This is a genomic window from Arenimonas sp. (assembly GCF_044353605.1).
Taxonomy (GTDB): domain Bacteria; phylum Pseudomonadota; class Gammaproteobacteria; order Xanthomonadales; family Xanthomonadaceae; genus Arenimonas.
Genome location: NZ_JBILBO010000002.1, coordinates 102,155 through 126,874 on the forward strand (window position 1 = coordinate 102,155; position 24,720 = coordinate 126,874).

22 protein-coding genes and 1 riboswitch are annotated in these 24,720 nt (G+C 59.4%); of the genes, 14 read left to right on the top strand and 8 right to left on the bottom strand.

The window, feature by feature from the left end; all coding sequences use genetic code 11:
- Positions 1–20: 20 nt before the first annotated feature.
- The 7 genes from ACIQ1A_RS01780 to rph form a co-directional block, all read right to left on the bottom strand.
- Positions 21–365 (bottom strand): PilZ domain-containing protein, encoded by a 345-nt coding sequence (locus ACIQ1A_RS01780; RefSeq protein ID WP_395769367.1) that lies wholly within the window; start codon positions 363–365, stop codon positions 21–23.
- Positions 358–2,616, bottom strand: a complete 2,259-nt coding sequence (locus tag ACIQ1A_RS01785; RefSeq protein ID WP_395769368.1) for a DUF1631 family protein — start codon at positions 2,614–2,616, stop codon at positions 358–360. The genes ACIQ1A_RS01780 and ACIQ1A_RS01785 overlap by 8 nt, the downstream gene beginning before the upstream one ends.
- A gap of 68 nt (positions 2,617–2,684) precedes the next feature.
- Entirely contained in the window at positions 2,685–4,484 is a 1,800-nt protein-coding gene (locus ACIQ1A_RS01790; RefSeq protein WP_395769369.1) for a TonB-dependent receptor domain-containing protein, read from the bottom strand.
- Positions 4,485–4,615: 131 nt separating this feature from the next.
- Positions 4,616–4,778: riboswitch (cobalamin riboswitch) on the bottom strand.
- 31 nt (positions 4,779–4,809) lie between these two features.
- Positions 4,810–5,967 carry a radical SAM family heme chaperone HemW gene (gene hemW, locus ACIQ1A_RS01795; RefSeq protein ID WP_395769370.1) on the bottom strand — a complete coding sequence of 386 codons (1,158 nt, stop codon included), beginning with the start codon at positions 5,965–5,967 and terminating at the stop codon, positions 4,810–4,812.
- Positions 5,960–6,553, bottom strand: a complete 594-nt coding sequence (gene rdgB / locus ACIQ1A_RS01800; protein WP_395769371.1) for an RdgB/HAM1 family non-canonical purine NTP pyrophosphatase — start codon at positions 6,551–6,553, stop codon at positions 5,960–5,962. Before rdgB ends, hemW begins: the two co-directional genes overlap by 8 nt.
- Positions 6,550–6,939, bottom strand: a complete 390-nt coding sequence (locus tag ACIQ1A_RS01805) for a VOC family protein (protein WP_395769372.1) — start codon at positions 6,937–6,939, stop codon at positions 6,550–6,552. The genes rdgB and ACIQ1A_RS01805 overlap by 4 nt, the downstream gene beginning before the upstream one ends.
- Positions 6,936–7,655, bottom strand: a complete 720-nt coding sequence (gene rph, locus ACIQ1A_RS01810; RefSeq protein WP_395769373.1) for a ribonuclease PH — start codon at positions 7,653–7,655, stop codon at positions 6,936–6,938. Before rph ends, ACIQ1A_RS01805 begins: the two co-directional genes overlap by 4 nt.
- A 74-nt stretch (positions 7,656–7,729) precedes the next feature.
- Here rph and ACIQ1A_RS01815 point away from each other — a divergent pair, with 74 nt between their 5' ends.
- The 9 genes from ACIQ1A_RS01815 (at position 7,730) to ACIQ1A_RS01855 (ending at position 17,080) form a co-directional block, all read left to right on the top strand.
- The gene (locus ACIQ1A_RS01815; protein ID WP_395769374.1) at positions 7,730–8,593 is read left to right on the top strand and encodes a YicC/YloC family endoribonuclease; all 864 of its coding nucleotides are present in this window, start codon (positions 7,730–7,732) and stop codon (positions 8,591–8,593) included.
- The gene (gene gmk / locus ACIQ1A_RS01820) at positions 8,593–9,207 is read left to right on the top strand and encodes a guanylate kinase (RefSeq protein ID WP_395769480.1); all 615 of its coding nucleotides are present in this window, start codon (positions 8,593–8,595) and stop codon (positions 9,205–9,207) included. The genes ACIQ1A_RS01815 and gmk overlap by 1 nt, the downstream gene beginning before the upstream one ends.
- A 98-nt stretch (positions 9,208–9,305) precedes the next feature.
- On the top strand, positions 9,306–9,608 hold the full coding sequence (rpoZ, locus tag ACIQ1A_RS01825; protein WP_395769375.1) for a DNA-directed RNA polymerase subunit omega: 303 nt from the start codon (positions 9,306–9,308) through the stop codon (positions 9,606–9,608).
- A 143-nt stretch (positions 9,609–9,751) separates the two neighbouring features.
- A complete protein-coding gene (locus ACIQ1A_RS01830; protein WP_395769481.1) occupies positions 9,752–11,887 on the top strand; it encodes a RelA/SpoT family protein in 2,136 nt (711 codons plus the stop codon).
- 16 nt (positions 11,888–11,903) lie between these two features.
- Positions 11,904–12,287: a RidA family protein gene (locus tag ACIQ1A_RS01835; protein WP_395769376.1), complete on the top strand. Its 384-nt coding sequence runs from the start codon at positions 11,904–11,906 to the stop codon at positions 12,285–12,287.
- Positions 12,288–14,387: an ATP-dependent DNA helicase RecG gene (gene recG, locus ACIQ1A_RS01840; RefSeq protein WP_395769482.1), complete on the top strand. Its 2,100-nt coding sequence runs from the start codon at positions 12,288–12,290 to the stop codon at positions 14,385–14,387.
- 9 nt (positions 14,388–14,396) lie between these two features.
- The gene (locus ACIQ1A_RS01845; RefSeq protein ID WP_395769377.1) at positions 14,397–15,335 is read left to right on the top strand and encodes a nucleoside hydrolase; all 939 of its coding nucleotides are present in this window, start codon (positions 14,397–14,399) and stop codon (positions 15,333–15,335) included.
- Between the two features lie 84 nt (positions 15,336–15,419).
- Positions 15,420–15,662 carry a type B 50S ribosomal protein L31 gene (locus ACIQ1A_RS01850; protein WP_297799530.1) on the top strand — a complete coding sequence of 81 codons (243 nt, stop codon included), beginning with the start codon at positions 15,420–15,422 and terminating at the stop codon, positions 15,660–15,662.
- A gap of 131 nt (positions 15,663–15,793) precedes the next feature.
- On the top strand, positions 15,794–17,080 hold the full coding sequence (locus tag ACIQ1A_RS01855) for a citrate synthase (protein ID WP_395769378.1): 1,287 nt from the start codon (positions 15,794–15,796) through the stop codon (positions 17,078–17,080).
- A gap of 62 nt (positions 17,081–17,142) precedes the next feature.
- Here ACIQ1A_RS01855 and ACIQ1A_RS01860 read toward each other — a convergent pair whose 3' ends face one another.
- A complete protein-coding gene (locus ACIQ1A_RS01860) occupies positions 17,143–19,536 on the bottom strand; it encodes a penicillin-binding protein 1A (protein ID WP_395769379.1) in 2,394 nt (797 codons plus the stop codon).
- 207 nt (positions 19,537–19,743) lie between these two features.
- Between ACIQ1A_RS01860 and ACIQ1A_RS01865 the strand changes: the two genes are divergently transcribed.
- From ACIQ1A_RS01865 to pilQ, 5 genes are read left to right on the top strand one after another with little or no spacing between them, the layout of a single operon-like run.
- On the top strand, positions 19,744–20,799 hold the full coding sequence (locus ACIQ1A_RS01865; RefSeq protein WP_395769380.1) for a pilus assembly protein PilM: 1,056 nt from the start codon (positions 19,744–19,746) through the stop codon (positions 20,797–20,799).
- Positions 20,799–21,395 carry a PilN domain-containing protein gene (locus tag ACIQ1A_RS01870; protein WP_395769381.1) on the top strand — a complete coding sequence of 199 codons (597 nt, stop codon included), beginning with the start codon at positions 20,799–20,801 and terminating at the stop codon, positions 21,393–21,395. Before ACIQ1A_RS01865 ends, ACIQ1A_RS01870 begins: the two co-directional genes overlap by 1 nt.
- Entirely contained in the window at positions 21,392–22,018 is a 627-nt protein-coding gene (locus tag ACIQ1A_RS01875) for a type 4a pilus biogenesis protein PilO (RefSeq protein ID WP_395769382.1), read from the top strand. Before ACIQ1A_RS01870 ends, ACIQ1A_RS01875 begins: the two co-directional genes overlap by 4 nt.
- Before the next feature lie 2 nt (positions 22,019–22,020).
- Complete coding sequence (locus ACIQ1A_RS01880) at positions 22,021–22,554, top strand: pilus assembly protein PilP (RefSeq protein ID WP_395769483.1); 534 nt, start codon at positions 22,021–22,023, stop codon at positions 22,552–22,554.
- Positions 22,551–24,650 (top strand): type IV pilus secretin PilQ, encoded by a 2,100-nt coding sequence (gene pilQ, locus ACIQ1A_RS01885; protein WP_395769383.1) that lies wholly within the window; start codon positions 22,551–22,553, stop codon positions 24,648–24,650. The genes ACIQ1A_RS01880 and pilQ overlap by 4 nt, the downstream gene beginning before the upstream one ends.
- The last annotated feature ends 70 nt before the right edge of the window (positions 24,651–24,720 follow it).

A 24,720-nucleotide genomic window follows, 5' to 3' on the forward strand; every position in this document is an offset into this window, starting at 1 on the left:
TGTTGCTTGGTCGTGGATGTTCAGACGTACTGGCTGCCCGGCTCGGCAACCCATGCGCGCAGACGGTTGCGATCATCCTTGCTGATATCGATGAAGCGAAAACCAATCAGTATGCTTCCACTGGCGTCATCGGTGGTGCTCCAGAGCTCATGCAGACCGGCTTTGATCGGTGAAACTTCGCCATGCGAGAACTGCAATTCGCTTTGGAACAGGGCATCGGCGCATACGGCCTGTTCGGCATTCAGCATCATGCCTGATTCGGACAGATCAATGACCATGCCGAGGCGCTGGCCGGTCATGGCATCGATGACCGTAATCGGACTGTCGGCCTTGCGCCGCTGGAGGCGCCGAGATTCGTCAGACATCGTTCTTGTCCTGTCCGCCGGGAAGGAAAGAGCGCAGCGAAGCGATCATGTTTTCGAAGGCATGCTCGAAGACGCCCTGTTTGTTTTCCTGTTGGATCCATACGCGCCCTTCGGAAATGGCAACCGCAAGCTCTTCCAGTAGCAATTCCGCGGTCTTGTGGCCACGCTGGTTGACGAAAAGGGCATTGTGGGTAATCCGGCTCAGCCAGGTCAGTTTCGCCCGGCTGGGACGGCTCGCGCCGGGCTCAAGGAATTCGAACCAGGTGCCAATCGGGACATCCTTGAGCTGGTCAACCAGCGCTTTCTGTTCCTCATCGAGATCGAAGGCATCTCGGCTCGGGGTGCGCGTACTCTCACCGAGCCGCGGTTTCTCGGTCAGCTCCGGTTCCGGCGCCTCGGAGTTGCGTTCGATCAGGTTGACGGCGATCTTGGCGGCTTCTTCCTCGTGGTAGCCCACCAGGGAAAGCGACTGCTGAATTTGCAATTTAAGCTGTTCGATCAATTCATTGCTGAGGTTGTTGGCGGCAGGCTCGTTGGCCTTGATGATGGACTCTGCGATTTGCTTCTGGCCCTGCCAGTCTTCCGATTCGGCACCGTTGCGCAGCTCGGTCAGCGCCATCACATCGGCCCAAGCTTCATTGAGCATGGCTTTGGTGTAGGCCGGGATGTCGTGCTCGGCCATCAGACCGGACATCGTTTGCTCGGCCCGGTCACGTGCGATACGCAGTTTTTCCTTGGCTTTGGAAACGTCGATCTGTCGGCGTTCGGCGGCTTCGGCTTTCTTAATCAGGCTCTGCAGAAGACGGTTGGTTTCTTCATAGGCGGCCAACAACTGGCGGCTGTCCCCGTCGAAATCCTTGACCGTATTGCCGATGATGCCGGCCAAACTGCCCTGCAAGCCGTCATCGTTATCGCTTCCTTCCAGCCAGTTGAAACCGGCATCGGCAAGAATGTTCAGCATCTGCCGGGCCGGGTGCACGCGGTCGCTGAAGAAGGACTTATCGCGCATCACCACCCGAATCAGCGGCGTCTGCATCATGCTGATCAGCTGTGCCGTCGGTGACCCCGGACTGATACTCTTCATGGCGTCGTCCATCAGCAGCGCTGCCAGATCGATGGCATCACTGTCTTCCGGATCAAGCGTCAGTTCGTGGTCCGGCGTTGACTGGTTGCGTAGTCGGGCAATCAAATCGAGCTTCAGGTGCTGAATGCTCGGCCCCGTATCGGGATTGCTGACCGCATTGCGTTGGAATTCGTCGAGAATGCCGCTGATCTGCTCATCCGAGGCGGCGACCATGTCATCACTTTCGCCGGTGTTTTTTCCACCCAGATAGGTGTTTGAGAAGGAGTTGAGTTTATTCAGTAGCTGCTTCCGCCGTGCCAGCAGATGCTGCAATTTGCTGAAGCTTTCTTCCACGGTCCCCGTCGATTTCTTCGAGGTATCGGCATCCGGAAACAGCTTGTAGATCTTGGCCCCCGAGTGCTCCTTGGCCGGACCGGCCGTCGAATCGTCGGCTGGTGCAGCCGCCACGCGCTTGTTGCGGAGTTCGGGATTGCGGAACGGAACATAGGTAAAATTCGGCAGTACGCCCTTGCCGGCGAGAAAGGCATTGCAGGCATGCAGCAATTCGGCGTAATGGCCGAGCACATGCCGGTCGAACAGGTGGTAGAGCTGGCGGGTGTCATCCGGGGCAAGCCCGAGACAGGTCAAGGCGCTACGGAAGCTGTGGCAAATCCGTTTCGGGCCATACGGTACCTGCTCGTAATTGTAAGCCGGGCCTGCGGACAGCACCCCCAGGCGTTGCGCCAGTAGAAACAGCTCGAAACTGTTCTGTGACTCGCAACGGGCCGCCATGTTGGACTGCATCTGATCGAAATCGGCATCATCGACATCCAGCAGGTGCAATTCCGAGGCCGCCTCCGCGCCGGTTCCGGGTTGCGGTACCGGACCATTCCTGCGGCGGATATCGGCCAATTGCTGTTCCAGGCTGGCCAGGAACTGCGGAATGAAATCATGCCGGGTGCGCTTGAGATTGCGCAGACTGCCGAACTGCTCGGTCTGTTGTTCGCCACGCCCGTGTTCGGCGTTCTTGAACAACAGGTCCTCGAATTCATTCAGTGCCGCCTGCAGCTGGCGTTCGAAAAAATCCGAGCCCAGATCGAGCAGGCCGTCGCACAGGACGAGCACGCGTGGCGGCAGACCTGCCTGATGCAGACTGCGCGTGTGATGGTCGGAATTTCCTTGGTTCATGAGTGCCCTTGACTTACGCCTTCATAGCATAACCCAGACCGCCCCCGATTCAAGGGGGCGCCGGTGGGTCACTCCGGAAGGTAGTTCAGGCGCAGAAACAGGCTTCGTCCAGGCGTGGCGTAGCCGTCCACCAACCGGTAGTCACGGTCGGCCAGATTTTCGAGCCGGCCTTCCAGCCGCCATCGCACGGCCATCGGCCAGCTCGCGGTTAGATCGATCCGTCCGTAACCGGGCAGCTCGTTGCCGAAGTCCGGTCGCTTTCCGGTGCCGCTGACTTCCAAGCCCAGTTCAGCACCGCCATCGAAACGGTAGCGGACATCGACCAGCCCTTTGATTTTCGGCCGGCGCAGCAAGGCGTTTCCGGTGCTCTCATTCACGGCTTGGGTCCAAGTGCCTTGCGTCCGCCATTGCCAGGCACCTGCGGTTCCGCTCAGTTCCGCCTCGGCGCCGCTGATACGCGCCTGCTGGATGTTGATGGCCTGATTGTTGACGCCTTCGAAGGCGATCAAATCATCGATGCGGCTGCGGTAGGCGGAGAATTCAGCGCGCAACGTGCCCGACAGGGCATGGCTGTAGCCGATTTCCAGACTCTGCGAACGTTCCGGATCCAGATTCGGGTTGCCGCCAAAGCTGCCGAACAACCCGGGATAGTAAAGCTCGTTGAAATTCGGCGCACGGAAGCCTTGGCCCCAGCTGGCACGCCAGTGGCTGTCGGGGGATACCTGCAACACCCAGGCCGCACTCGAAGTAATCCGGCTGCCGAACTGGCTGTTGTCATCCCAGCGCGTGGCCAACTCGATGGTCTGACGGCCGTAGCTGCCGTTCCAGACGCCGAACACGCCATGGTTGTCGCGGGTTTCCTTGAACTCCGGCCCACTCCAACCGTTTGAATAGCCCGATTCTTTGGAGGCATTGAGTCCGAATGCGGCGGTGCCATTAGAAAGGGTCACCGTATTGGACCAATCCAGACTTTTCCGGCGACTGCCGTACACGCTGGCATAGGCGGGGGTGTCGAGTTTTTCATAGGACTCGCCGAGGCTGAGCTTGTGCTGCCACATGGGGTTCAATGCGCCGCTGAGTGCGAGATTCCAGCTGTGGTTGTCGGCCTGCGTGCGGCCCTGATCGAACTCGACATCGCCGCGGGTGGCGATGCCGGTGAAGGCCAGATTTTGCGAACCAATGCGGGTTCCAGCCTGCAGTGCCGTGTGTTCGTTGCGGTAGCCGTCATGATCCGAATCGTAACTCCAGACATTGTCCGGGGTAGTTGCCGAGAAGCCGTCGAAGGTATCAAAACCGGCGCTGACGGCGAAACGGCTGTTGTCACTGGCGATGCCGGTACCCGCATCCAGACCGGCGCGGCGGTAGCTGCCCAGGCGCATTTCAGCATTCGCACTGTCCGGAGCCCGGGTGAAAATCTGGATGACGCCGGACAGGGCATCCGAGCCCCAGACCGAAGCGCGCGGACCGCGCACGATTTCGATGCGCTCAATCAATGCCAGCGGCAGATGGGCGAAATCGAACAGGCCCTGCGTCGCCGAGTTGACGCGCATGCCGTCAATCAGAATCAGGGCATGGTTGGAGTTGCCACCGCGGATGAAAATCGAGTTCTGCGAGCCGCTGCCGCCGGTGCGGACCACGTCGATGCCGGTCTGCTTGCCGAGCAGGTCGATCACATCGATCGAGCGGCTGGCTTCGATATCGGCGCGTTCGAGTACGGTGATGCTGTGGCCGGCATCGCCGGCCGCCTGCGCGATGCGGTTGCCGGTGACCTGGACACGGTCGAGATTGCGGGCTGCATCTTCGGCGGCTGCCTGCAGAGTGAATAATAGGGCGGAGGATAAAACGGTGAAGCGGATCGGGGATGTCATGAAGGTTCCTGTTGTGGTGCGCACCCGCGCCACACGCTGAAGAGGAACCGACGAAACCATTGCACGGCAGAACGCCGCAGACAATAATTCGGCCGCGCTGCCCTCCGCAACGTGCAAAAGACGGTGCATGGGCACCGCCGCTGTCTTCAAGCCGGTCTCCGGACTGGTCAGTGCCGCCGCCATCCGCCTTCCCAGTTTCCCAGTGGCTTTGTGGATGACTTACCTGACTTACCGTTGCGGGGGCAGTGTTGGATTCGCACCAACTTCCCGAACACTTGAAATGGGGAAAGTATAGCAATGGCGTGAAGGTTTTGTGTAGGAATTTTTAGTGTAGAAATAAGCCCATGACATCATTGGCAAAACGCATACCCAATTCGGTAGGCTTCGCCCATTCGCCGGAAATTTCCAGCCAGCCGCGCTGCGCGGCTTCATCTAATTGCGCTGCGATTGATTCACGGTCCAGTCCGGTGCGTACTTCGAAATCGGCCAGTGAAAAGCCGTCCACCAAGCGCAGTGCATTGAGCATGAAATCGAATGGCCGGTTCTCCGGCAACACGAATTCATCACCGCCGATTCCGGCTTGCGTGCCTGCACTGGCGATGTAGGTTTCCGGGTGCTTCGGTTTCCAGCGCCGCAGGATGCGTCCATCGTGCCCGCTGCTGATCTTGCCGTGGGCGCCGGCGCCAATGCCGAGGTAATCGCCGTAGGTCCAGTAATTCAGGTTGTGCTGACAGCGCCGGCCTTCGCGGGCGTAGGCGGAAACTTCGTATTGGCTGAAGCCGGCCTCGGCCATGCGCGCAATGAAGGCTTCCTGCATGTCCCAGGCGTCGTCCATTTCCGGAATGCCGGCCGGCGGTTTGGCCGCGAACAGGGTGTTTGGTTCCAGCGTCAGCTGGTAATGCGACAGATGCTGCGGATTCAGCGCGAGGGCCTGCTCGACATCATTCAGCGCTATAGCCAAGGTCTGCTGGGGCAGGGCATACATCAAATCAAGATTGATGTTGGCAAAGCCGGCATCCTGCGCGCTGATGACCGCCGCCCGCGCCCGCTCGGCATCGTGGATGCGGCCCAGGCGCTCCAGACAGCCGTCATCGAAACTCTGCACGCCGAAACTCAGGCGGTTCACGCCGGCCGCGAGATAACTGGTGAAGCGGTCGTGCTCGGCGGTGCCGGGATTGCATTCCAGGGTGATTTCGCAGTTCGGCGCGAAGCGCAGCCGTGAATTGGCCATGCTCAGGATGTCGCCGATGGCCGCGCCGGAAAACAGGCTGGGCGTACCGCCGCCGAAAAAAACGCTGGTGATGGTGCGGCCCCAGACCAGAGGCAGATCCTGCTCCAGATCGCGGGTCAGCGCTGCGATGTAGTCGGCCACCGGCAGTTCGGCTTTCTGCCCGTGCGAGTTGAAATCGCAGTACGGACATTTCTTCACGCACCACGGAATGTGGATGTACAGCGCCAACGGCGGCGGCACCAGCTCAGGCATGTTTGGCCAATCGCGCCTGCAGGGCGGCCAGGGCACGGCCGCGGTGGCTGATGCAGTTTTTGAGTTCGGCCGGCACCTGCGCGGCGGATTGCTTGAGCTGCGGATCCCAGAAGATAGGATCGTAACCGAAACCGTTTTTGCCCAAGGGCGCATCCAGAATTTCACCGTGCCAGACGCCTTCGGCGATGACCGGCTGCGGATCTTCGGCATGCGCGAGCAGGACGATGCAGCAGTAGAAACGGGCGCTGCGCACGGGATTATCCAGTGCCGCCATTTCGTTCAATACTTTCGTGATATTGCCTTGAGCATCGCCATGCACGCCGGCGTAGTGCGCGGAAATCAATCCGGGCGCACCGTTGAGGGCGTCGATAATCAAACCCGAATCGTCAGCCAGCGACGGCAGTGCGGTCTGCCGACAGGCGTTGCGTGCTTTGAGTAGAGCGTTCTCGACAAAGGTATAGCCGGTTTCCTCTGCGTCCGGAAATCCGAAGTGCCCCTGTGGGATTCCGGCGATGCCGGCCGCTTCCAGAATCGGCAGCATCTCGGCCAGCTTGCCTTTATTGGAGGTGGCGATGACCAGTTTCATGCCCGCAACTCCAGCAGGTCCCAGCGGTTGCCGTAAAGATCCTCGAACACCGCTACGCTGCCGTAGGGTTCATGCCGCGGTGATTCGCAGAATTTAACGCCGCGTTCCAGAAACAGGGCATGGTCGCGGGCGAAATCGTCGGTGTGCAGGAAATAGCCGACGCGGCCGCCGGTCTGCTTTCCAATGCAGGCACGCTGCATGTCATTGGCGGCCTTGGCCAGCAATATTGCAGTCTGCGCGCCCGGCGGTGCGACCAAGACCCAGCGTTTGCCATCCTCACGCGGCGAATCCTCGCGCAGTTCGAAGCCGAGCATGCCGGTGTAGTAGGCGATGGCGCGGTCGTAGTCATCGACGACCAGAGCAAAGGCGCCGATGTGCGAACTCATGCGTCCAGCGCGTTCTGCTGAAGCGAAAGCAGTTCATCGATGCCTTTGCCGGCCAGGCCGAGTAGGGCGTTCAGATGCTCACGCGAAAATGCTTCGCCTTCGGCAGTGCCCTGCAGCTCGATGAATCCGCCTTTGCCATCCATCACCACATTCATATCGGTATCACACTGCGAATCCTCAGCGTAGTCCAGATCGAGCACCGGCTGGCCCTGGTAGACGCCGACCGAAACCGCGGCGACCTTGCCGGTGAGCGGATTATCGGTGATCAGACCTTTGCGCTGACAGTGCGCGATAGCATCGCACAGGGCGATATAGGCGCCGGTGATGGCGGCGGTGCGGGTGCCGCCGTCGGCCTGAATGACATCGCAGTCGAGGGTGATGGTGCGTTCGCCGAGTTTCTTGCGGTCCACGCAGCTGCGCAGGGCGCGCCCGATCAAACGCTGGATTTCCAGTGTGCGTCCACCCTGTTTGCCGCTGCTGGCTTCACGGTTCATGCGGTCGTTGGTCGAGCGCGGCAGCATGCCGTATTCGGCAGTGATCCAGCCTTCGCCCTTGCCACGCAGGAATCCGGGTACGCGGTTCTCGACACTGGCGGTGCACAGCACCTTGGTGTCACCGAAACAGATCAGTACCGAGCCTTCCGCATGCTTGGTGTAGTTCCGCTGGATGCTGACGGTTCGGAGCTGGTCGGCGGCGCGTGCGCTGGGTCGTGTCATGGGGTTTCTGCAATTCGCATCGGAGGGGCAAATAGATTACCATTCTCCTTCACTCCCACGCTGAAGTAGACCGTATGATCCGCAGCATGACCGCTTACGCGAATACCGAAAGCCCGGGCCCCGAGGGTGTGCTCAGCTGCGAAATCCGCTCGGTCAATCATCGTTATCTGGAGCTGGGTCTGCGTTTGCCGGAAGAGCTGCGGCCGCTGGAGTCGGCGCTGCGTGAGCGCGTCGCCCAGAAAGTGGCGCGCGGCAAGGTCGATCTCAGCTTCCGTTTCAAACCTGCCACCGCCGCCACCGCACAGATTCAACTGGACGAGGCCATGCTGGCCCAGTACGCGGCGCTCAGCCACCGCCTGCATTCGGCATTTCCCGGAATGGCCAACTCATTCGCCGACATCCTGCGTCTGCCTGGCGTGATGCGCGAACAGGAGTCCGATGGGGAAGCCCTGTTTGCTCTGGCCAAGGCTCAGCTGGAATGCACGCTGGAGGAGTTCATCGCCGCCCGCGGGCGCGAGGGCGGCAAACTGGCGCAGACCATCGTTGACCGCTTGGATGCCATTGCCGGCATTCTGGCCCAACTGCGGGGCTGGCTACCGGAAATCCGGGCTGCCCTGAAATCACGCCTGCAGGCAAAGTTGGCGGATCTGCCCTTGCCAATCGATCCCGGTCGTCTGGAGCAGGAGCTGGTTTTGAATATTCAGAAGATGGACGTCGATGAGGAATTGGACCGCCTCGACAGCCACATCGCCGAAGCCCGCAGGATTCTGGCGCTGCCCGAGGCGGTCGGTCGTCGACTTGATTTCCTGCTGCAGGAATTCAACCGGGAAGCCAATACGCTCGGCTCCAAGTCGGTTGATCCGAAGACCAGCCAGGCTTCGGTCGAGCTGAAAGTGCTGATTGAACAAATCCGCGAACAGGTCCAGAATCTCGAATGATGCAAGGCACTCTCTACATCGTGGCAGCACCGTCGGGTGCGGGAAAATCCAGCATCGTCAATGCGGTGCTCAAGCGCGTGCCCGATGTCGCGCTGTCGATTTCCTACACCTCGCGCCCCCCGCGCCCCGGTGAACGACACGCCCAGCATTATCATTTCATCGGCAAAGATGAATTCGAGCGCATGATTGCCGGCGGCGAATTCTTCGAATACGCCTTGGTCCACGGGGATTACAAAGGCACGGCCCGGCAATCGGTGCTGCCACAGCTCGAAAAAGGCCTGGATGTGCTGCTGGAAATCGACTGGCAGGGTGCCCGTCAGGTCCGCGAACAAATTCCCGGAGCCCGCAGCATCTTCATCCTGCCGCCCTCGAAACAGGCGCTGGAAACCCGCATGCGCAACCGTGGCCAGGACACCGAGGCGGTCATCGCCCAGCGTCTGGCGGCGGCCCGTGAGGAGATGAGCCACCACCACGAGTTCGATTACCTGGTCGTCAACGAACACTTTGATCAAGCCGTTCAGGAAGTTACGGCGATTTTCACGGCCCAGCGCCTGGCCACCGGGCAGCAGCGCCAGCGGCATGCCGCCCTCATTGAACACCTGCTGAGCGACTGAGCCCCTGTGATTTGGCTTTGCCCAGTGTTTCGGCTATAATAATCAGTTCATTTAACTTATTGATTGCCGGAAGATTTGCCCCGGCATCCGGAGACTGTATGGCCCGCATTACCGTTGAAGATTGCCTGGAAGTGGTCGATAACCGCTTCGAACTGGTCCTGATGGCCTCCAAGCGTGCCCGTCAATTGGCCAAAGGCGAGCCGAGCACCATCGAAAATGCGCACATCGAACACGAAAAGCCAACCGTGCTAGCCCTGCGTGAAATCGCCGACCGCTCCATCGACAACGACGTCATCAATGCCGTGGACCGCTCACAGCGCGAACGCCGTGAACGCGAAGCCTTGGAATGGGCTGCCGCGGAAGTGGTGGATGATGATCTGGCCAAGGCCGGCGACGAATAATCGTCCTGTCCCGTACCTCTGAAAATGCCGGCAATGTGCCGGCATTTTTTTCGCGCAGAATTCAGGAAATGCTTGTTCAGTAAGGCATTCTTGCGTAGGATTGAAGTATGAACTCCCCGCTGACGCCGCCGCTCGATCTGGATATGCCGTACCCGGACCCGTGTCCGGAAGTGGCGGAGCAGCTGTTGCAGAAAGCCGGTACCTATCTGCCCCGGGACATGCTGGATAAAATCTTCCGGGCCTATCAGCTCGGTGCTCTGGCCCATCAGGGGCAGGTCCGCAATTCCGGCGAGGCCTATATCACGCACCCCTTGGCGGTTGCCGAAATTCTGGCCGACCAGCGCATGGACGGCGAAGCCCTGTGCGCCGCCATCCTGCACGATGCCCTGGAAGATACCGCACTGCCGCGTTCATTCATTGCCGACACGTTCGGTGAAAGCGTGGCCGAGATGGTCGAGGGCGTCACCAAACTCGATAAAATCCAATTCAACAACCGTCAGGAAGCCGACGCCGAAAGCTTCCGCAAGATGATGCTGGCGATGTCGCGCGACATCCGCGTCATCCTGATCAAGCTGGCCGACCGTCTGCATAACATGCGTACTCTGGAGTCCAAGAGCGCGGAATCGCGCCGGCGCATCGCCCGGGAAACCCTGGAAATCTACGCACCGATCGCGCAACGGCTCGGTATCAATGTGGTCAAGGCCGAACTGCAGAACCTCGGGTTCAAGGCCCTGTACCCCCTGCGGTATCAGGTCATCGCCAAACAGCTTGCCAACCAGCCGGTCTTGCGGCGCGAGGCGATGGCGACCATCGAGGCGCGTCTGGCCCAGCGCATCGCCGTCGAAAACATTCCATTCCGGCTGGTGTCGCGGGTCAAGGGTCCGTGGAGCGTGTATTCAAAGATGCGCGACGAGCACAAGAAGTTCAATGAAGTGATGGACGTGTTCGGTTTCCGCATCGTAGTCAAGAAGGTCATGCAGTGCTATCACGCGCTCGGCGCCGTGCACACGCTGATGAAACCGCTGGATGGCCGCTTCCGCGATTTCATCGCCATTCCCAAAGCCAACGGCTACCAGAGCCTGCACACCCTGTTGTTCAGTCCGCTCGGGTCACCGGTCGAGGTGCAGATCCGTACCGAGGAAATGGACATCGTGGCCGAGCGTGGCATCGCCGCGCACTGGATCTACAAGAACCGCGGCGCCGCCAGCAGCAATGCCCAAGCGCGTGCGCAGAGCTGGGTCAACGGGCTGATCAACAGCGACGATTTCGCCCTGCCGTCGCTCGAGTTCCTCGAAAACGTAAAGATCGACCTGTTCCCTGACGAGGTGTACATCTTTACTCCGAAAGGCGAGATTCTTGCGCTGCCCAAAAACGCCACCCCACTTGATTTCGCCTACGCCGTGCATACCGATGTCGGCAATCACACCGTGGCTGCGCGCGTCGATCGCCGTTTGGTGCCGATTCGTACCAAGCTGCTCAGCGGGCAGACCGTGGAGATCATTACTGCGCCCTCGGCCAATCCCAGCCCGAACTGGCTGGAGTTCGTGGTGACCTCGAAAGCCCGTACCTCCATCCGGCATTTCCTGAAGCGCATCGAACATGAAGACGCGGTCAATCTCGGCCATCGCATGCTCGATCGCGCACTGGAATTACTGGAAACCTCGCTTGATAACGTTTCCGCCCCCCAGCTGCAGCAGTTCCTCAACGAAAACCGCTACCCGCGTCTGGAAGTGTTGCTGGCGGATATTGCGCTCGGCAACCGCATGCCGGACCAGGTCGCGCGGGCGCTGCAGCCGAACCAATCCTCGCTGCTCGGGCCCGATGCGCTGATCGCGCGTCAGGAAGAGATTCTGATCAACGGCAGCGAACGCGGGGTGCTCACGTTCTCGACCTGCTGTTATCCGATTCCCGGCGACGACATCATGGGTTATCTGACCGCCGGTAAAGGCGTGGTCGTGCACCGGCTGGACTGCCCGAACATCATCGATTACCGCAAGCATCCGGAGCGCTGGGTGCCGATCGCCTGGGATCGCCGCGTGGAAGGCGACTTCCGGGTCGAACTGCGTTTTGAAACCGAGAACAAGCCCGGTGCGCTGGCCAAGATCGCGGCCGCCGTCGCCGAATGCAATTCCAATATCGATTCGGTCAATTACAAGGAACGCGACGTCCGTATTTCGGTCATGGTGTTCTGCATTGAAGTGAAAGACCGCAAACATCTGGCCGAAATCATCCGGCGAACCCGGCGTCTGAACGTTGTGTATTCGGTCGAACGCCTTTAACCATCAGGAAGCCCGCATGTCACGTACCATCATCCAAACCGACAAAGCCCCGGCCGCGATCGGCCCGTACTCGCAGGCCGTACGTGTCGGCCAGACCGTCTATCTTTCCGGTCAGATTCCACTGCTGCCCGATTTGGGCGTACTGCTTGAAAGCGGCATCGAAGCGCAAACCCATCAGGTGTTCCGTAACCTGACGGCGGTCTGCACTGCAGCCGGCGGTTCACTCGCCGATATCGTCCGGCTTGGTATCTTCCTGACCGACCTCGACGATTTCGCCGCGGTCAATGCGGTCATGGCGGAATACATGCAGGTGCCGTATCCGGCACGCTCCACCGTGCAGGTGTCGGCCTTGCCGCGCGGTGCCCGGGTGGAAATCGATGCCGTGATGGTGCTGGGCTGAATCCCGGCTGTGAAGCCTGAATTCGGCGCACAGGCCCGGCAACCGATTTCGGTATTGCATGGGGTCGGTCCGGCTATCGCCCGCAAGCTGCACGAACGCGGGATCGACACCCTTCAGGATCTCTGGCTTCAGTTGCCGGTCGCTTTCGAGGACCGCACGCAGATTGTCACTCTGGATGCTTTGCAGCTCGGGCAGACCGCCCAGATTGAGGTTCGGGTGGCGGCGGTCGAGCGCGGATTCCGGTTCCGACCGATGCTGAAAGTGACCGTGCAGGACGAGTCCCTGCGCCAGCTTGGACTGCGTTTTTTTCATTATTCGTCGAGTCAGGCCAGCCAATTTCAGGTCGGGAGGCTGCTGCGCTGTTACGGTCAGGTGCGTCTGGGGGCGAACAGTTTCGAGATGGTGCATCCGAGTTACCGATTCATTACCGAAGATCAAGCCGGGGTCTGTCGTGACCGTCTTGATCCGGTGTACAGCAACATCGATGGTATCGGCGCTGCCACGCTCGGTAAGCTGGTGCGGCAGTCGTTGCAACATCTTCCGCCGGAAGCCGATCTGGAACTGATCCCCGAAGCACTCTTACGGGATTCCGGCTTGCCCGGATTCGGTGCCGCATTGACGGCCATCCACGAGCCTCTGCCCGGCACCACCTTGGCCGAGCTGCGCACGGGCCGGCATCCGGCAATGCAACGCCTCGCGCTGGAAGAACTGCTGGCGCATCATCTCAGTCTGCGCAAGCAACGGCTTGCAGTGAAAGCCAAGGCGGCACGCAGGATCGATCCGCCGGCATCCACCCTCGAACCGTTTCTGGCCGGATTGCCCTACCGCTTGACGGCAGCACAGCAGCGGGTCATCGACGACATCCGCGGCGACCTGCGCAGCGGCCAACCGATGCTGCGTCTGGTGCAGGGCGATGTCGGCAGCGGCAAGACCGTCGTGGCCGCGCTGGCGGCCTTATCCACCATCCGCGCCGGCGGGCAGGCCGCGCTGATGGCGCCGACCGAGCTGTTGGCCGAACAGCATGCCCGCACCTTCATGGACTGGTTCGCACCGCTCGGCATCGATACCGTTTTTCTGGCCGGCAAGCAGACGGCTGCGGTCCGCCGGCAGAACCTGCAGTGCATTGCAGACGGCGCCGGCATGGTCATCGGTACCCATGCGCTGATGCAGGATCATGTACAGTACCGCCAGTTGGATCTGGTCATGGTCGACGAACAGCACCGGTTTGGTGTCGACCAGCGCCTGAGTCTGCGCGACAAGGGCGAGTTCGAGGCGCATTCGCCGCATCAGCTGATCCTCACGGCCACCCCGATACCGCGCACCTTGGCGATGTCGGCCTATGCCGATCTGGATGTATCGGTCATCGATGAACTGCCGCCCGGCCGTACGCCGGTGCAGACCGTGGCCTTGGCCAACAGCCGCCGCGACGAAGTGATTGCCCGCATCCGCGATTATTGCGGTCAGGGCAACCAGATCTATTGGGTGTGTACCCTCATCGATGAATCCGAAGACATCCAGGCGCAGTCGGCGCAGGCCGCCTTCGATCTGATCGCCGGATGTCTTCCAGGCATCGAGGTCGCGTTGCTGCACAGCAAGGTTCCCCCTGCCGAGAAAAGCCGCATCATGCGCGATTTCAAGGACAACCGCATTCAGGTATTGGTCGCCACCACCGTCATCGAAGTCGGCGTGGACGTGCCGAATGCCAGTGTGATGGTGATCGAGAACGCCGAACGTCTCGGTTTGGCCCAGCTGCACCAGCTGCGCGGCCGGGTCGGGCGGGGCAGCACTGCTTCGCACTGCCTGCTGATGTACCAAGCCCCGCTATCCGCCATGGCGCGCGAGCGCATCGAGGTGATGCGGCAAACCGATAACGGCTTTCTGATTGCCGAGAAGGACCTGGAGCTGCGTGGCCCCGGTGAATTGCTGGGTACACGGCAGACCGGCGATACCGGTTACCGCATTGCCGATCTGTCCCGCGATGCCAGCCTGCTGCCGGAGGTATTGCGTCTGGCCGAACGTCTGATGCAGCGTTATCCTGAACAATCCGATCTGCTGGTCGCGCGTTGGATTGGCAGCGCCGCCCGCTTCGCCCATGCCTGAGAATCCGCCATGAACGAGTCCATTCCACTCCTGATTGATACCGACCCGGGCGTCGATGACGCGCTTGCGCTGCTGATGGCATTCAACAGTCCGCGCCATCACCTGCTCGGTCTGTGCATCACGGCCGGCAATGTCGGGCTGGATTACACCACGGCCAATGCCTTGAAGCTGTTGGAAGTCGCCGGTGTCGACGTGCCGGTGTATCCGGGTTGCGACCGGCCGCTGGTGTTCGCGGCCGAGGATGCGTCTTACGTGCATGGCCGTGACGGCTTCGGCGATATTGCTTATGAACCGGCACATCTCCGGCCTGCAGCAGAACATGCCGCGCTCGCCATCCTGCGCGAATCGCATGCACATGCCGGCAAGCTGTTGTTGGTCACATTGGGTCCGCTGACCAATCTGGCGTTGGCGGTCCGGTTAGATCCGAGCCTGCCATCCCGAATCGGGCGCCTCGTGGTCATGGGTGGCGCCGTGACCGGCAAAGGCAATACCAGCATCGCCGCCGAATTCAATATCGCGTTCGATCCCGAGGCGGCTGCCATTGTATTCGATAGTTTTCCCGATATCGTTCTGGTCGACTGGGAAGCGGTGCTCCGGCATGGCTTCCGCCACGCCGCCTTCGAAGATTGGCTTACAGGTGGTAGCCCGCGGGCTGATTTTTATGACCGGATTTCCCGGAAAACCCGGCTCTGGGCCGAAGGCAAACGTGGCGATCACTGGCACAGCGCCGACGCCTTGGCCATGATGGCCGCCCTGTATCCAGAATATATCATTGAAAAACAAAGACATTTTCTACATGTGGAAACCGCCGGCAGTCAGTCCCGCGGGGCGACCGTGGTGGATTGGCTCGAACGATCCGGCAGAATGGCACAGACCGAAATCGTCCTGAAGCTCGATCAGGGGCGGTTCGAGGCCATGATTCTGGACGCTTTGGGCATGCGGGTCTGAACAAAAGTCCAACGGAACTTGCCGGCAAGGGCTGGTTTGGGCTATAATTTCCGTCTTTCTTCACGCATATCCAGTGGGTTCACCATGAAAGCCGATATCCATCCGCAATACAAAGACGTCGTGTTCCAGGACGTGACCTCCAATTTCGCCTTCCTGACCCGTTCGACCCTGTCGAGCAAAGAAACCATCAAATGGGAAGACGGCCAGGAATACCCGCTGCTGAAAGTCGAAATTTCGTCGGCCTCGCATCCGTTCTACACCGGCAAGCAGAAGCTGGTCGATACCAGCGGCCGCGTCGACAAGTTCCGCAAACGCTACGCCAAGTAATTCTGAAAAAAACCACCTTCGGGTGGTTTTTTTTTCGCCTGTGCGGGCGATGACGCGGCAATCACAGCTGTGCGATAATAATGCACCCAAGCCAACGTGCGCCCGTCGGGCCAATGTCACAGGAGCGAGCCGTGTCCAACAAATCCTTCACTCTGCAGGCCGGCGACAAGACCGTCGAACTTCCGGTGCTGTCCGGCAGTACCGGTCCGGACTGCGTCGACATCGGAAAGTTGTACAAGGAAACCGGCAGCTTTACTTACGATCCGGGCTTCATGTCGACCGCCAGCTGCCGCAGCGCGATTACCTATATCGATGGCGATGCCGGCGTTCTCCAGTATCGCGGCTATCCGATCGAACAGCTGGCTAAACATTCCAACTTCACCGAAGTCAGTTACCTGCTGATGAACGGCGAGCTTCCGGATGCCGGCCAGCTGGCCAAGTTCGAGCACGAAGTCACGCACCACACCATGATGCACGAGGCTTTCCGTACCTTCCTCTACGGATTCCGTCACGATGCCCACCCGATGGCGATGCTGACCGGCATGCTCGGTTCCTTGGCCGCCTTCTATCACAGCGATCTGAACCTGGATGACCCGGAAGAGCGCCGTCTGGCCGCCATTCGCCTGCTGGCCAAAGTGCCGACCATCGCCGCCGCCTGTTACCGTTATTCCATCGGCTGGCCGATCCGCTACCCGAAGAACAATCTCGAGTATGTCGACCGCTTCCTGCATATGATGTTCGAAGTGCCGAGCGAGCCGCTGGAACTCAAACCGATTGCGGCAAAGGCACTCGATTTGCTGTTCATCCTGCATGCCGATCACGAACAGAACGCTTCGACTTCGACCGTGCGTCTGGTCGGTTCGACCGGTGCCAATCCCTATGCCTGTGTCGCCGCCGGCGTTGCCGCGCTGTGGGGCCCCGCACACGGCGGTGCCAACGAAGCCGTGCTGAGCATGCTCAATGAAATCGGCCGTCCCGAAGACGTCGGCAGTGCCATCGCCAGGGCCAAGGACAAGGAATCCGGTTTCCGCCTGATGGGCTTCGGTCACCGCGTGTACAAAAACTTCGATCCGCGCGCCAAGATCATCCGTGAAATGTGCCACGAAGTACTGAATGAACTCGGCGTCAACGACCCGCTGCTGGAAGTCGCGATGCGTCTGGAAGAAGCCGCATTGAAGGACGATTACTTCATCCAGCGCAAGCTGTACCCAAACGTCGATTTCTACTCCGGCATCATCTACAAGGCGCTCAACATCCCGACCGAGATGTTCACGGTCATGTTCGCCATCGCGCGCACCGCCGGCTGGGTTTCGCACTGGCTCGAGCAGCAGAATGATCCGGAAAACAAGATCGGCCGTCCCCGCCAGATCTATACCGGTGCGGTCAACCGCGACTACACGCAACTGGCCAAACGCTGATCCGCATCGCTTACGAAAAACGCCCCGAAAGGGGCGTTTTTCATGGGCGGCAAACAACCGGCTCAGAAAATATCGTAAGCCTGCTCGGTCTGCTGCTGGAAGGACTCATCGGAGGGCACCTGCATCATTTCAAGGTCGTATTGTTCTTCCTTGAAGTAGTCGCCGTTTGCCGACTTGATGATTCCTGCCGGCGGTTCCATGTTCTTCAGCGGTACGCCGACAAGCGCGGCGCGCATGAAATCAATCCAGATCGGCAACGCGGCGCGGCCACCGTATTCGCCATAACCCAGCGGTTTGAAATCATCGCGGCCGACCCAGACCGTGGTCACTAGATTGCCGCCGAACCCGGAGAACCAGGCATCGCGGTGGTCGTTGGTGGAACCGGTCTTGCCGCCGATATCCGGCCTGTTCAACACTTTCGCTTCCACGGCGGTGCCGCGCCGGACCACGTCCAGCATCATGTCGCTGATCAGAAAGGCGTTGCGCGGATCGATTGTCTGCGGCGCCAATGCCGTCACCGGCGGACCGACGAAGGCCGGATCGAACATGCCGGTATTCTGAGCGGTATCGTTCTTGCCGAGACCGTCCGCGCTGAGATCGAAGCCATCGACCACCACCGCCTTGCTGACATCGCCGGCAAGACGTTCCGGACAGAGCGCACAGGCGCGCTTCGGATGCGTGTAAGCGACTACGGTGCCGTTGGTATCGGTGATGCTGCGGATGAAATAGGGATCGACCAGGTAGCCGCCGTTGGCGAACACGGTATAGCCGCGTGCTACCGACATCGGCGTCAGCGAGGCGGTACCCAGTGCCATCGACAGGTTGGCCGGCAGGCTGTCCTTGCTGAAACCGAATCGGGTGATGTAATCCCGGGCGTAATTCATGCCGATGCCGTCAAGCAAACGGACCGATACCAGATTGCGCGATTGCACAAGGGCTTCGCGCAGCCGGATCGGACCCATGAAACCGCCACGGTCGTTCTTTGGCCGCCAGACATTGCCCTTCCGGTCTTTGAATACCACCGGCGCATCCAACACGATGCTGGACGGCGAATAGCCGCGTTCGAAGGAAGCGGTGTAAACAAAAGGCTTGAAGCTTGAACCCGGCTGTCGCTTGGCGGTGGTGACGCGGTTGAAGTTGGAGGCTGAATAAGCAAAGCCGCCGACCACTGCACGCAACGCACCATCCTCCGGATCAAGGGATACCAGTGCCGCCTGCGCACGCGGAATCTGGGCGAGGCGCATCGTTTTATTCGAGAGCTCCTGGAGTCGAACCACATCGCCTGCCTTGACCGCGCCCGACAGGGATTTTCCGGTTCCGTCGGCGGCCGACGGACCGAGCGCAAGGGTACGTCCATCATCCAGCAGCGCTTTCGCGGAATTGCCGCTGACCGACAACATCAATGCCGCCGGAAGGCCGCCGATACGCGGACGCTGGCGTAAGGCTTTCAAGAGTTCGGCTTCGGACTTTCCGGTCACATCGATGGTCGCCTCGGCACCGCGCCAACCATGCCGGCGGTCGTACTGCATCAACCCGTTGCGAACCGCGCTCTGCGCGGCCAGCTGGTCCTTGCTGCTGACCGTGGTGGTGACTTTGAAGCCACTGTCAGTGGCTTTCTCACCATAACGGCGCACCATTTCGATCCGAACCATTTCCGCCAGATAGGGTGCATGCAGCTCGGTAATCTGCTCATGGGCCTTGGCGGTGTTCGGTTCGGCCTGCGCTGAGCGCATTTCGGCCTCGCTGATGAAGCCTTCCTTAGCCATGCGTTGCAGGATGTAATTGCGCCGGATCATCGAACGCTCCGGATTGCTGAGCGGATTGCCGGAGGAGGGAAATTTCGGGATGCCGGCCAGCGTTGCTGATTCGGCAAGACTCAGCTCTTCAAGCTTTTTTCCGTAATAAAAGTCCGCGGCCGCCGCAATGCCGTAGGCACGGTTACCAAAGAAGATTTTATTGAGATAAAGCCCGAGAATTTCATCTTTACTCAGTTCGCGCTCCATCTTCAGCGCCAACAGCATTTCCTTGAATTTCCGGAAGTAGCTGTATTCGTTGCTGAGGAAGAAGTTGCGCGCCACCTGTTGGGTGATGGTGCTGCCGCCCGGAACGCGTTCGTCGCGGGTGGTTGCGGTCAGCCAGACCGCGCGGGCGATTCCGCGCCAATCCAGACCGATATGTTTGTAGAAATGGGCGTCCTCGATGGCGATGACCGCGTTCTTGGTTTGCGCAGGGATGTCCTCGATGCGGGTCGGATAGCGCCGGTTTTCACCGAACTCAGCAATGAATTTGCCATCACTGCTGTAAACCGTGAGCGGCATCTGCCAGTCGACCCGCTTCAATTCTGTGACGTCGGGCAAATTTGGCATGATGCTGAAATAGGCGATGGTCAGACCCAGGGCAAGGCCGGAAATGCCTAAAACAGTCAATACAGTCAAACACTTGATGATTTTTAACATGCCATTTGCCACTGAAATACCACGATCGGGCATTCATTGTAGCCTTTCCGGTGGATGCCGTGCCGGACAGCTCCGGCACAACGGGGCTTTCGAATGATTTTAGTAAAAAACTTGCTAAATCCCCGAAAATCGTTATTTAATGTAACCACATAAGAATGTACCGTAACGGCATAATAATGGCGTTCAAGTGCCTAACTGGGGGAAACAGTGCAATTATTCGGTGAACAATCAGCGCCGTTGATCGGGATTGATATCAGTGCCGCAGCCGTCAAAGTGCTGCAACTGAGCAAAAGCGCGGGTCGCTACCGTGTCGAGCATTACGCCGTCGAACCGCTTCCGGCCAACCCGAGCGGCGACAAGTCGGCGATACAGACCGAAGTCATTGGGGCCGCCATAAAGCGCGCCGTTGCCAAGTCGGGTAGCAAATCCAAGCATGCCGCCGTCGCCATTTCCGGATCGTCGGTCATCACCAAGGTCATTAGTGTGACTGACGGTCTTGATGATAAGGCCATGGAAGAGCAGGTTTTCGATGAGGCCTCCAACCATATTCCTTACCAGATGGAAGAAGTCAGTCTGGATTTCGAAGTACTCGGCCCGATACCCAATAGCGAGTCCGTGCAGGTGATGATTGCCGCGGCACGTACCGAAAACGTGGAAGCGCGTCAGGCCGAACTTGAAATTGCCGGTCTTGAAGCCCAGGTGGTGGATGTCGAGGTCTTTGCACTCGAGAACGCTTTCAAACTCATTTTCAACCAGCTCGATATTCCTGCCGGCGGCTTGACCGCGGTGGTCGATATCGGCGCCAATCTGACGACGCTGAACGTAATCAAGGAAGGCCGCAGCATTTACTCCCGTGAACAGGTGTTCGGCGGCAAGCAGCTGTCCGAGGAAATCATGCGGCGCTACGGCCTGAGCTTCAGCGAAGCCGGTGCTGCCAAAAAACTCGGCGGTCTGCCGGAAAGCTATGAATCCGAAGTGCTCGAACCGTTCAAGGAAGGGGTTGCCCAGCAGATTTCGCGTTTGCTGCAATTCTTCTATTCCGGCAGCGATTTTTCCCGCGTCGACCAGATCGTTTTGGCCGGCGGCACTGCGTCCATTGCCGGCCTTGATCAGGTCGTTGAGCAGCACCTCGGCGTCAGCACCATGACGGCCAATCCGATCGCAAGCATGACGGTCAGTCCTCGGGTCCAGGCGCATGCCCTGGCCGCCGACGCACCGGCTCTGCTGATTGCGTGCGGACTCGCCCTGAGGAGTTTCGACTAATGGCCAAAATCAACCTATTGCCATGGCGCGAAGATCGCCGTAAATCGCAGCAACGCCAGTTCAATGGCATGCTGGGTCTGGCCGCAGTGGCCGGCTTGGTGCTGAGCGCCTTGGTCTATCTTTATTATTCAGGGCAAGTCACCGGGCAGAACCAGCGCAATGAACTGCTGCGCCAGGAAATCGCTGCGGTCGAAGTCAAGATCAAGGAAATCGAAGAGCTCGACAAGCGCAAGGAAAGCCTGTTGGCGCGTAAGAAAGTCATCGAGGAGCTCCAAGGCAAACGCTATGAAATGGTCAGCCTGTTCACTGAACTGGCCAAAACCATTGCCGATGGTGCCCAGATCTCCACCATCCGCCAGAGCGGTCCGGATCTGGTCATCCAAGGTCGCGTCCAGTCGAATGCACGCGTCAGTAGCTACATGCGGAATATCATGGCGTCGCCGGTCGTTTCCGACCCCGATCTGACCGTGATCGAAGCCCGTGGCGGCGACCGTGCGTTGCCGTATGAATTCATCCTCAATGCCAAGGTGAAAGCGCCTGCTGCCGAAGCGGGTCAGGCCACCGAGGCCGCACCGGTACAGGGGGGTGCGCAATGAAGAACATCAATCTCAGTGATATCGATTTCAAATCATCGGGATCCTGGCCGAAGGAGCTGAAATACGCTGTCTGCATATTTCTTGTCATACTGATCCTGCTGGGCGCCTGGTTTTTCATGATCAAGGACAAGCGTGATGAAATGCTGCGTCTGGAATCGGATGAAACCGCGTTGCGTGCCGATTTCGAAAACAAGCAGGCGCGCGCATCCAATCTGGAGCCGCTCAAGCAGCAATTAGTTCAGATGGAGCTTATCCTCCAGCAGATGCTGCGTCAGTTGCCCAGCAAGAATGAAATGCCGGATCTGATCGTCGACGTCTCCCAAGAAGCCTTGCAGAGCGGCATCACCAACGAGCTGTTCCAGCCCGGCCCGGAAACGCCGCGCGAGTTCTACGCCGAAAAACCGATTTCAATCCGGATGGTGGGCAACTACCACCAGTTCGGCGCCTTCATGAGCGGTGTGGCTTCCTTGCCACGCGTCGTGATCATGACCATGCATGATATTTCGCTGAAGCCCCGTGGTACCAACAACGAGCTTCTGGAAATGGCCGGCACCATCAAAACCTACCGCTACCTGGATCCCAATGAACAGGCCGCGGCTCCGGTGGAAGGGGGTGCGCCGTGATGATTTCACTGCGTAACACCCGTTGGCTGCTGCTTGCCTCCGCTTTGCTGATGACTGCCGCTTGTACCAAAGGCGATTCCGACCTGCGTACATGGATCAACGTAGTCAAGAACAAGCCGGCACCGCCATTGGATCCGCTGCCGCTGGTCCAGGATCCACCGGTCGTGGTGTATTCACCCGAAGGTCTGCGCGATCCGTTCACTAAGCCGCCGCTCAACCGCATGTCCAATACCGGGGGTCCGAGCCCCGATCTGAACCGCCGCCGCCAGCCGCTCGAGGCATATACGCTCGATACGCTCAGCATGGTTGGCAGCATCGGTAGCGGTTCCGGGCTTTCGGCGCTGGTGTTGGCACCCGACAAGGTGACTTACCGGGTCCGCCCCGGCGTGTATCTCGGCCAAAGCGATGGCCGGGTGGTCGCGGTGTCGGGTAACCGCATTGAATTGGTTGAACTGGTGCCTGACGGCAATGGCGGTTGGCTTGAACGCCAGGCATCCATTGCGTTGAACGAATCAAATAGTGGGGAAAAGAAATGACGAATATTTTCAACAGGAAATCGCAGGGCGCCGGCTTCAAGTCCGGTTTGCTTAGCGCCGCACTCTGCCTTCTGTTCGCGCAGACCGCTTGGGCCGAAAACGTCCTCAAGGATGTCAAAGCCGCAACGCAGGCGGATGGCAAAACGGCCATCACGCTGCAGTTCGCCGAACCTGTCGGGGATATCCAGGCTTTCAGCACCGACAATCCGCCACGGATTGCCATCGATCTGCCGGAAACCAGCAATGCCTTCGCCCAGCGCAGACTGCAGCTGACCAGTGGTGCTGCCAAATCGGTGAACACCGTCGAGTCCGGGGGACGTACTCGCGTTGTGGTCGATCTGGCCAAGAATGCCCAGTACCAGACGCAGGCCATAGGAAACACGTTGGTACTGACCCTTGATCCGAAATCCGCAGCTGGCAATGCCGTTGCAGTTTCCGCCATCGATTTCAAACGCGGCGATAACGGTTCCGGTCGCATGATTGTGCGTTTCGACGGCGCCAACGCCACTCCGGTCATGAAAGAACAGGGTACAGAGCTGGTGGTGGAAATCGCTAACGCCAAACTGCCGGCCGAACTACGTCGCCAGATGGATGTGGCGGGCTACGCCACGCCGGTCATGAACATCGATGCCCGTGATATGGGCGGCAAAACCCGTTTGGTGCTGAACACCAAGGGCAAGGCCGACATGATGGCCTATCAGACCGGCAACGAGTATGTCGTCGAAGTCACGCCGAAAGCCTCTGCCGTTGCCGCTAAAACCGATTTGGCCCGTACCGGTGCCGTTTCCAGTGGCAAGAAAACCTCCGGCTATGCCGGTCGTCCGGTGACCTTCAACTTCCAGGATGTGCCAGTGCGCACCGTGCTACAGTTGATTGCCGACGAATCCAACCTCAATATCGTCGCTGCTGATTCGGTCGGCGGTAATGTGACTCTGCGTCTGGTCAATGTGCCTTGGGATCAGGCGTTGGAGATCGTATTGCGTGCCAAAGGCCTTGATAAGCGCAAGGACGGCAATGTCATCTGGATCGGTCCGCAGCAGGAACTCGCTTCCTACGAGCAGGCCAAGGAAGATGCCCGCATCGCCATCGAAACCCGCGAAGAAACCATCAGCGAGTATATCCAGATCAATTATGGTAATGCCGAAGCGATTGCCAGACTGCTGACCGAGAACAGCAAGTCGGGTTCGGGTGGAGCCAGTGCAGGTGGCGCCAGTGCAGGTGGCGCCCAACAGCGTGGCTTCCTGTCGCCGCGCGGCAGCGTCAGCTTTGATCCGCGTACCAACACCCTGTTGCTGATTGATATCCCGAAAAAAGTTGCCGAAGTCAAACAGCTGCTGCTGACTCTCGACCGCGCCGTGGACCAGGTCATGATCGAGGCCCGCATCGTGGTCGCGCAGGATTCCTTTGCCCGTGAACTCGGTGCCAAGTTCGGCGTTAATGACCGTTACGGTGTTGATTCCACCAATCCGGGCGTGACCCGCGATTCCGGCTTCAATGTGAATCTGCCGCTGAGCAATCCGGCCGGAATCCTGAACTTCAGCATCCTCGGCGCCAACACGTCTTTGGATGTCGAGCTGCAGGCCCTGGAAACCAAGGGCCGTGGTGAAGTCATTTCCAATCCGCGCGTGATTACTTCGAACCAGAAAGCCGCGGTCATCCGCCAGGGTGACGAAGTCGGTTACGTGACCACGCAGGCTTCCGGCACCACCACTGTCCCGCAGGCAACGGTCGAGTTCAAGGAAGTGTTGCTCGAACTGAAAGTGACCCCGACCATCACCCAGGACGGCCGCGTATTCCTCGATCTCGGCGTCAAGAAAGACGAAATCAAGGACTTCCTGTCGACTCCGACCGGTGACGTGCCGCAGATCCAGAAGCGTGAGGTCAGCACGGCGGTTCTGGTTGATGACGGCCAGACCGTGGTCATCGGTGGTGTTTACGAGTTCAAGAACCGTGACGACGTCAGCAAGGTTCCGTTCCTCGGCGACATCCCGTTCCTCGGCGCCCTGTTCAAGAAATCAAGCAAGGACATGGAAAAAGCAGAGCTGCTCATTTTCGTGACCCCGCGCATTCTGAAGCCGGCCCCGCGCGTCAACTAATCGGGTCTTTGCTTCCGGTATACGGAAATGGCCGCGCAAGCGGCCATTTTCCATTTCGGCGAACCGGAAA